The organism is Frankia tisae (assembly GCF_025403405.1).
Classification (GTDB): domain Bacteria; phylum Actinomycetota; class Actinomycetes; order Frankiales; family Frankiaceae; genus Frankia; species Frankia tisai.
In genome coordinates this window covers 1-7869 of the sequence record NZ_JANEZT010000318.1, presented here as the reverse complement: position 1 = coordinate 7869, position 7869 = coordinate 1, and the positions used below count along the sequence as shown (strand labels likewise).

Here is a 7869-nt window from a genome sequence, read left to right as displayed (position 1 = left end):
GGTACCGGGTGGACCGGTGGTGGGGGCCCACCAGCCGGTCGTGGTTGACGCCGGCGGCGGCAGCGGCGGCTTCGCCGTGCCGATCGCGGCAGCCGGGTATCCGGTCATCGTGGTGGACCCCTCACCGGACGCGCTGGCCGCCCTGCGCCGGCGCGTCGCCGAGCGGGGGCTCGACGGGCGGGTCACCGCGATGCAGGGAGACCTGCATGACCTGACCGGCCTCGTCGGTGCCGGGCAGGCCGACCTGTTGCTGTGCCATTCGGTGTTGGACGTCGTGGATGACCCGCAGAGCGCGCTCGCCCACGCGCTGGGGGTGCTGCGTCCCGGCGGTGCGCTCAGCGTCGTCGTGGCCGGGCACGCCGCCGCGGTGCTCGCCCGTGCGCTGGCCGGGCACTTCGACGACGCCCTCGCGGCGCTCGTCGAGGACGCGCCCCCTGCGCCCCGGCCGCCCAGCGTGGATCACGGCTCGTCGGCGGGCAGGAACCGGGCCGGCGGGCGGGTGCCTCGGCGGTTCACCACCGCCGAGGCCGCCGCGCTGGTCCGGGCCGCGGGTGCGGAGGTGCTTGACATTCACGGAGTACGGATCTTCGCGGATCTGGTGCCGGGGGAGCGCCTGCTCGACCCGCTGGCCACGCGGCGGCTGCTGCGCCTGGAGCTCGCGGCCGCCGGGCGCGAGCCGTTCCGGGATCTGGCGGCGCAGCTGCACGTCCTCGCCCGCAGGCCGGGTGGCGCAGGGCCCCATGCGCGCTGAGAGCACGATCCTGCACGTCGATATGGACGCCTTCTTCGCCTCGGTGGAACTGCGCCGCCGACCCGAGCTGCGCGGCCGGCCGATGATCGTGGCGGGGGGCGAGCGCGGTGTGGTGCTGTCGGCGACCTACGAGGCCCGGGCGTACGGGGTCCACAGTGCGATGCCGATGGCGCGGGCGCTGCGGCGGTGCCCCACCGCGGCGGTCGTCCCGCCCGACCACGCCGCGTATCGGGCGGCCTCGGTCGAGATCATGAAGATCTTTCGTGATGTCACCCCGCTGGTCGCGCCGTTGTCGGTCGACGAGGCCTTCCTCGATGTCGCCGGCGCGCGGGCACTGTTCGGGCCGGCGCCGCGGATCGCGGCCGGCATCCGCCGCCGGGTGGCAGCCGAGCAGAACCTCACCTGCTCGGTCGGCGTCGCGCCGTCGATGTTCGTCGCCAAGATCGCCTCGACCCGGTGCAAGCCGGACGGACTCGCGGTCATCGCCCCCGAGGAGGTGCTCGCCTTCCTGCATCCGCTGCCGGCCGGGGCGCTGTGGGGCGTCGGCCCGCGGGCGGAGGCCACCCTGACCCGGCTGGGACTGCGCACGATCGGGGACATCGCGGACACCCCGGTGGACACGCTGTGCCGGGCCCTCGGGGAGGCCGCCGGGTCCCACCTGCACCGGCTGTCGTGGGGGATCGACGAGCGACGGGTGGATCCCGTCAGCACGGAGGTCACCGTCGGCGCCGAACGGACCTTCGCCACCGACATCACCGAGCGGGCTGTGCTCGCCCGGGAACTGCTGCGCCTGTCCGGACGGGTGGCCGGCCAGCTGCGGCAGCGGCACCGGCACGCCCGGACGATCTCGGTCAAGGTGCGCTATGCCGACTTCCGGACCGTCACCCGTGCCCGCACGCTACGTGATGGCGCCGACGTGTCCCAGATGATCTACTCCACGGCGACGGACCTGGTGGCGGACCTGGGACTGCTCGGGAGCGGTCGAGGCGCCGCCGCGGAGGTCACGGCCGTGCGCCTGCTGGGGGTGCGGGCCGGCAACCTCGTCGACGCGGGGGCTGGCAGCAGGCAGCTGCTGCTCGGGGAACGGCCCGAGGGCTGGGCGGAGCTGGACCGGGTCGCCGACCGGGCGCGCGACCGATTCGGCGCGGATGCGGTGGGTCCGGCGTCCCTGCTCGACCCGCCCGTGGGGCCCCCGCCGGGCCCGCCGTGACGGCCGCGTGTTCGGGCATGAACGGCGCTGCTGCGGGCACGGGACAGGTGAGGTGATTGGCTCGGTTCCAACCGGCATGACGGGTTGCCTACCGCACCCGCCCGCGCATGCCTATTCTTGGTTGTCAGGTCCCGTCTGCCGGGCCTGTAGGTCGTGGGAGGAGCGTCGATGCCGCTCTCGGAGAACGAGCAGCGCCTTCTGGAGCAGATCGAGCGCGCCCTCGTTGAGGACGACCCGAAGTTCGCCAGCACGGTGCGGTCGACGGACCCCCGCACGTACCTGCTGCGCCGGGTGCGCCGCAGCGCGGTGGTCTTCCTGCTCGGGCTCGCCGTCCTGGTGGTCGGCGTGGTGCTCAACCAGGTGCCGCTCACCGTCATCCTCGGCATCCTCGGGTTCTTGATGATGCTGTTCGCCGCGCTGCGTGGGGCCGCCGACCTGCGCCGCATCAGCGGGCGGGACACGGGCGGCCGCCGACCCGGCGGCCGGGGCCGGTCGAAGGGGCGACCCCGGACGAAGGCGTCCTTCATGGAACGGGTCGAGGAGCGCTGGCGGCGCCGCTGGGAGGACCGGCCCTAGACGAGGGCGTCGGCATCGTCGTCCACCGCCGCGGTTTCCGGCCCGTCGCCGCCGGGGTGGTCCGGTCCGGCGCCCGTGGGGCGCCACCGGAGGTATCGGCGGAGCCGTCCGGCGCGGTCGGGGCCCGGCCCGTCCGGATCGCGGCGGCGGAACACCGACGGCGGCGCGAGGCGGGCCATGATCCGGCGGGTTCGCGGGGCGACCGCCCAGAGCGTCGCGGAGGCGGTGGCCACGTCCCGCCTGGTCTCGTCATGCGGCGGCGGGTCGGCGAGTTCCAGGGGCGCGTAGCGAGCTCGCTCCTCCGCGGCCGCCAGCCGGGCCAGCGCTTCGCGGGCCTGTGCGTACGGCGGGTCGGTCGGGGCCGGGGTCGGGTCGGCCGAGGTCCGGTCGGGCCGGGCTGCCGCGGTGGGATCGGCCTGCTGGTCGGCCGCGGGATCGGACCCCGGCCCGGGGACGGGCTCGGCGTCCAGGTAGGCGGTCAGCCGGGCGACCCCGGTCCGCGGCGAGTCGCTGACCCGGATCGTGATACCGAGGTCGGAGGCGACGTCGAGCAGTTCCGCCCAGGCGTCGTGCACCTGGTCGACGGCCTGGGTGCCGGCCCGGCCGGGCGGGCCGCCGCCGGGCTCGGCCGCGCTGTCGGCTCCGCCGCGCCGCAGCCGGGCCCGGCGCCGCCGAAGCCGGATGATCGCCGGGGTGACCAGCAGGGCGACCGCCGGCGGTACGGTCGCGCACAGCCAGATCACCCAGGCCGGGATGCCCCCGGAGGCGTTGGCGCCCGCGCCCGCGGTCGGGGGCTGCGTCGCGGTCGGGTCGTCGGGGCTCGCCCCGGCGCTGGGCACCGGAACCGGCACCGGCTGGGGCTCCGGCAGCGCCCCGGCCGAACTTTCCTGGCCCGGCGGCGCGGCCGACCCGTCCGGGTCGTCGATGCCCGCGGGCGCATACGAGGGCGCCGCCGTCGCCCCGTCGGAGCGGCGGGTCGGCTCGAAGCTCACCCAGCCGACCGAGGGGAACCACACCTCCGGCCAGGCGTGCGCCTGCCGGTTCGTGATCAGGTAGCTGCCGTCCGGCTGCCGCTCGCCGGGCACGAAACCGATGGCGACCCGGGCGGGCAGGCCGAGCATCCGCACCATGACGGTCATCGCGGAGGCGAACTGTTCGCAGTATCCCCGGTGCGACTCGAAGAGGAACTCGGCGAGCGCGCCCTCCTGGTTGGTCGGTGCGCCCGTCAGGTCATAGGTGAACAGCGGCCCGCGCAGGTGCTGCTGGATCGCGTACACCTTCTCGTACGGGGTGCGCGCGCCCGCGGTGACCGACTCGACGAGCTGACGCAGGCGCGGGTCGAGGTTGCCGGGGAGCGCGGTGTCCACGGCCAGGTCGGCGGGGGACCGCCCGCTCGAGGCCTCCAGCTGGGCCCGGGTGGGGGTCGGCACGGTCGCGTCGACCTGGTAATGCGCGCCCACTGTTGACGTTCGGGTGGAGAAGATCGTGCCGGTAGGGGTGGCCAGCCGCCAGTCGCCGGCGAGTCCCTTGATCCGGGTGGGGATGCCCGGGACGGGCAGGTAGAGCTCCTTGAACCGGCTGGTGACCGCGATGTCCGCGCTGACCTCCGCCGTGGTGCCGCCGAGCCGCGGCCTCGGTAGTCCCTCGCTGACCCGGTCGTCCCGGGTGGCATTGAGCGCCCGCAGGGTGAACAGCTGCCCGTCGAAGTTCTCCAACGCCGTCAGCCGCAGGTATCGCGGGGTCTGCGAGCGCACGCTGAGCAGCGGAACCTGCTTGCTGGCGTGCAGCTGCTGGCTCACCGAGACGATCGGCTGCACGACGCTGGCTGAGCTCGGCCCGTCCCCGGCGCCGTAACCGCCCTTGCGCGACACCAGCCCTTCGCCGTCCAGCGACGGCAGGCCGAGCGGCACCGCGAGGGCGACCAGCAGTGCGGCGAGCGCCACCCCGAGCGCGTTCACGGTGAGCCGACCGCCGAGGCCCTCACGCTCGCCGCTGCCACTCCCGCGCCGGGTGTCGGACACCGTCCGGCCCCACCGACCGAACGCCAACCGGCCGTCCAGCAGCAGTAGCGCGACGAAGCTCGCGGCCCCCAGCAGGAACGGGACGGTGCCGACCCCGCCGGGCAGGATCGCCGCGGACACCGCGTACAGGGCCAGCAGCGGCAGCCCGCCGAGGGCCGGGCGGTCCAACGTCACCACAATCAGATCGACGACGATGACGACGAGGTAGATGCCGACGACGGTCAGGACCACCAGTCCCGGCCGGTGCGGCACCGGCGCTGCCAGCCGAGAGATGTCCGAACCGCCGTCGGTGATGAGCGTGCGCAGCGTCCGCACGGTCCCGGCGGTCGGCACCACCCCGGCCAGCGCCGTCCCCCGGGCGCACAGCGCGGTCACGGTGCAGACGAGCCCGGCGAGGCTGAGCAGGAAGCCGGCCGCGACCGGCAGCCGCAGTAACCGGCCGAGCGTCGCGGTCGCCACGGCGACGACGGTGGCGATCACGACCGGCCGCATCCACCACAGCGTCCCGTCGAACAGCCGGGTCAGCGCGCTGGTGGACAGCAGGCAGGCGGCCGCGGCGACGACGGTGGGAACCGGGCGGACGCTCACCGGGCCGCCCGGCGTGGGACCCCGGGCTGGCCCGCGGCCCGGGCCGCCCCGGCTGGCCCGCCGACCCCGCCGCCGTCCGCGCCGCCGACCCCGCGGCGGGTACCGGCGTATCCCGACTGGCTCGCCACCGCCGTCACCCGCGGCCACACCGAGGCGAGGCTCATGCCCTGCCGTGCGACGAGGACTGCCCAGCCGGCGCGGGTCAGCACCGCCCGCGCCGAGATGAGGTCGGCGGCGGCCGAGGGGTGCGGGTTCCAGCTCGTCACGTCGACGAGGACGGCGATCGCGGGGGCGCGGCGCGCGCGTAGTCCGGCCAGCGTCGTCGCCAGGGCCGTCTCGGTGTGGCCGAGCACGGCTACGAGCAGCCCGCCCCGGTCGCCCCCCGGGCGGCGCAGCGCGGTGAACGCCGGTTGCAGCGACTCCGCGTCGGCCGGGACGAGCGTGGCCAGCTCGTCGAGCAGCCCGGAGGCGGTCGCGCCGGCCGTGGTCGTGACCGGACCCCGGTCGGTGAGCAGGCGGACCCGGTAGCCGCCACGGACCAGATGAATCCCGATCCCGCCGACGGCGCTGACTGCCCATTCGAATGCCGACGCCGGCCCCGAGTCCGGCCAGGCCCGCTCCCGGGTGTCGAGCAGGATCGCCGCGGCGCCGGACTGCGGGTGCTCCTCGCGCCGGACCATCAGTTCGCCGCTGCGGGCCGTCGTCTTCCAGTGCACCCTGCGCAGGTCATCGCCGGACCGGTACGGGCGGGTGGTCGTCTCGTCCTCGCCGACGAGGCCGGTGGCCCGGCGCAGCTCGTTGCTCACACTGGCCGCGACGCCCGACCGGGCCGGCGCCAACTGCTCGATCGCGGGCGCGACGATCAGTTCGTCCAGGCTGCGGAAGCTGCGGGACAGCTCGCAGAGCCCGAAAGGATCGCTGAGCCGGATTGCCATCGGTCCGATCTGGTAGCGGCCGCGGACCGACGCGCGCAGGGCGTAGGAGAGGTCACGGCTGCCGCCGGGCTCGATCCGGTCGAGCACGAACCGGGCGCCGCCGCCCAGACCGGAACCCGTTGTGTCCTCCACCAGCAGCACCGACGATGACGAACGGCTGACGTTCTCCAGCTGAATGCGCACGCTGACCCGGTCACCCGCGGTGACCCGGCGCGGTTCGAGCCGGCGCGTGCAGGACAGCCGGTAGCGGGTGCGGCAGACGACCGCCGCCGCGAGCACCGGCAGGCTCGCGATGAGCAGCCCGATGCGCAACAGGTCCTGCTCGCCGAGGACGATCGCGGACACGGCGCAGGCCGCCCCCGCAGCGAGGAAGGACCGGCCGCGGATCGTCAGGCCGCGCAGCGCCGCGACAAAGTCCCGCACACGGATCTCTAACGGCCGGGCCGGGCCGGGCGTGCCGTGCCGGGTCGGGGAATGGGGATCCGGTGCAGGACCTCGGTGAGGACCCGGGAGGCGACCTCGGTGGCGGGCTCGCCGGAGAGCATGATCTCCGGGTGCAGCAGCAGGCGGTGCGCCATCACCGGGATTGCCATCTCCTGCACGTCGTCGGGCAGGACGAAGGCGCGCCGGTCCAGCGCCGCGCGGGCGCGGGCGGCCCGGATGAGGTGCAGCGCCGCCCGCGGGGACGCCCCGAGCGCGATCTCGGGATGCACCCGGGTCCCGCCGACCAGGTCGACGATGTAGTGCCGCACTTCGGCGGACACGTGGACGGTGCGTACCAGGGCGATGAGCCGGGCGATCTCGGCGGCGTCGGTGACCGGGGTGATGCCCGTCAGGGGGTTGGCGTTGCCGTGGTTGTCGAGCATTGCCATCTCGGCGGCGGGGGAGGGGTAGCCCATCGAGATCCGCGCGGTGAACCGGTCCCGCTGCGCCTCGGGCAGTGCCCGGGTGCCCTCCATCTCCACCGGGTTCTGGGTCGCGATGACCATGAACGGCGACTCCAGCCGGTAGGTGACCCCGTCGACGGTGACCTGGTGCTCCTCCATGCACTCCAGCAGGGCGGACTGCGCTTTGGGTTCGGCCCGGTTGATCTCGTCGCCGACGACGATGTTGGCGAACACCGGGCCGGGGCGGAACTCGAAGTCCCGGGTGCCCTGGTTGTACACGCTGACGCCGGTGACGTCGCTGGGCAGCAGGTCGGGGGTGAACTGGATGCGCCGCACCCGGGCGTCGATCGAGCGGGCGAGGGCCTTGGCGAGCATGGTCTTGCCCACCCCGGGGACGTCCTCGATGAGCAGGTGCCCCTCGGCGAGGAGCACCACCAGCGCGGTGGTGATCGCTTCGGACTTGCCGTCGATGACCGTCTCGACGCGCGCCCGGACCCGGTCGGCGATCTCGGCAAGGTGGCCGATGTCGGCCACCGGGTCACGCCAGTGGAGCAGACCTGGGTCGGTCACCACTAGTTGGCCCCCCTCCGGGTGTCGGGCATTCGGGCTGCGCGGAGCCGGCCCCGACGAAGCCCGTCCCCCCATCGAGTGTGACATCCACAGCGGCCGTGCAGGCCACGGTGTCAAGGAAACCTGCCCGAGATCGGGCTGGCGGCGGGCGGGGTAGCAGGTGGCGGGGCCGTCCAACCGCTGCGTGTCGGGCGGCGCGAGAGCGGGCCCTCATACCCCGCGGATAGGAGACATTCCTACCAATTTTTGGGGGTTTATACCAGCCCCTTGACGGGCACCACGCGCGCCTCCGATCGGAGTGGGCCCGGTGGGGTGGCGCGGGGTGTTGAGG

Annotated in this window: 6 protein-coding genes; 3 read left to right on the top strand and 3 right to left on the bottom strand. The window is 74.6% G+C overall.

Annotation, left to right across the window (positions count from 1 at the left end):
• The 3 genes from NBZ85_RS23965 to NBZ85_RS23955 all read left to right on the top strand — a co-directional run.
• Window positions 1-751 (top strand): class I SAM-dependent methyltransferase (locus NBZ85_RS23965; RefSeq protein ID WP_261562638.1); only part of this gene is annotated, 751 nt, incomplete at its 5' end.
• Window positions 741-1961 (top strand): DNA polymerase IV, encoded by a 1221-nt coding sequence (dinB, locus tag NBZ85_RS23960; RefSeq protein ID WP_261562637.1) that lies wholly within the window; start codon window positions 741-743, stop codon window positions 1959-1961. The genes NBZ85_RS23965 and dinB, both read left to right, overlap by 11 nt.
• A gap of 168 nt (window positions 1962-2129) precedes the next feature.
• Window positions 2130-2537 (top strand): SCO2097 family morphological protein, encoded by a 408-nt coding sequence (locus NBZ85_RS23955; protein WP_261559317.1) that lies wholly within the window; start codon window positions 2130-2132, stop codon window positions 2535-2537.
• On the opposite strand, the gene NBZ85_RS23950 is transcribed toward NBZ85_RS23955, so the two are convergent.
• From NBZ85_RS23950 to NBZ85_RS23940, 3 genes are read right to left on the bottom strand one after another with little or no spacing between them, the layout of a single operon-like run.
• On the bottom strand, window positions 2534-5146 hold the full coding sequence (locus tag NBZ85_RS23950) for a transglutaminase TgpA family protein (RefSeq protein WP_261559318.1): 2613 nt from the start codon (window positions 5144-5146) through the stop codon (window positions 2534-2536). The two genes, NBZ85_RS23955 and NBZ85_RS23950, sit on opposite strands and share 4 nt — an antisense overlap.
• Complete coding sequence (locus NBZ85_RS23945) at window positions 5143-6504, bottom strand: DUF58 domain-containing protein (RefSeq protein WP_261562636.1); 1362 nt, start codon at window positions 6502-6504, stop codon at window positions 5143-5145. The genes NBZ85_RS23950 and NBZ85_RS23945 overlap by 4 nt, the downstream gene beginning before the upstream one ends.
• A gap of 8 nt (window positions 6505-6512) precedes the next feature.
• Window positions 6513-7541 carry an AAA family ATPase gene (locus tag NBZ85_RS23940; protein ID WP_261559320.1) on the bottom strand — a complete coding sequence of 343 codons (1029 nt, stop codon included), beginning with the start codon at window positions 7539-7541 and terminating at the stop codon, window positions 6513-6515.
• Between the last annotated feature and the right edge of the window lie 328 nt (window positions 7542-7869).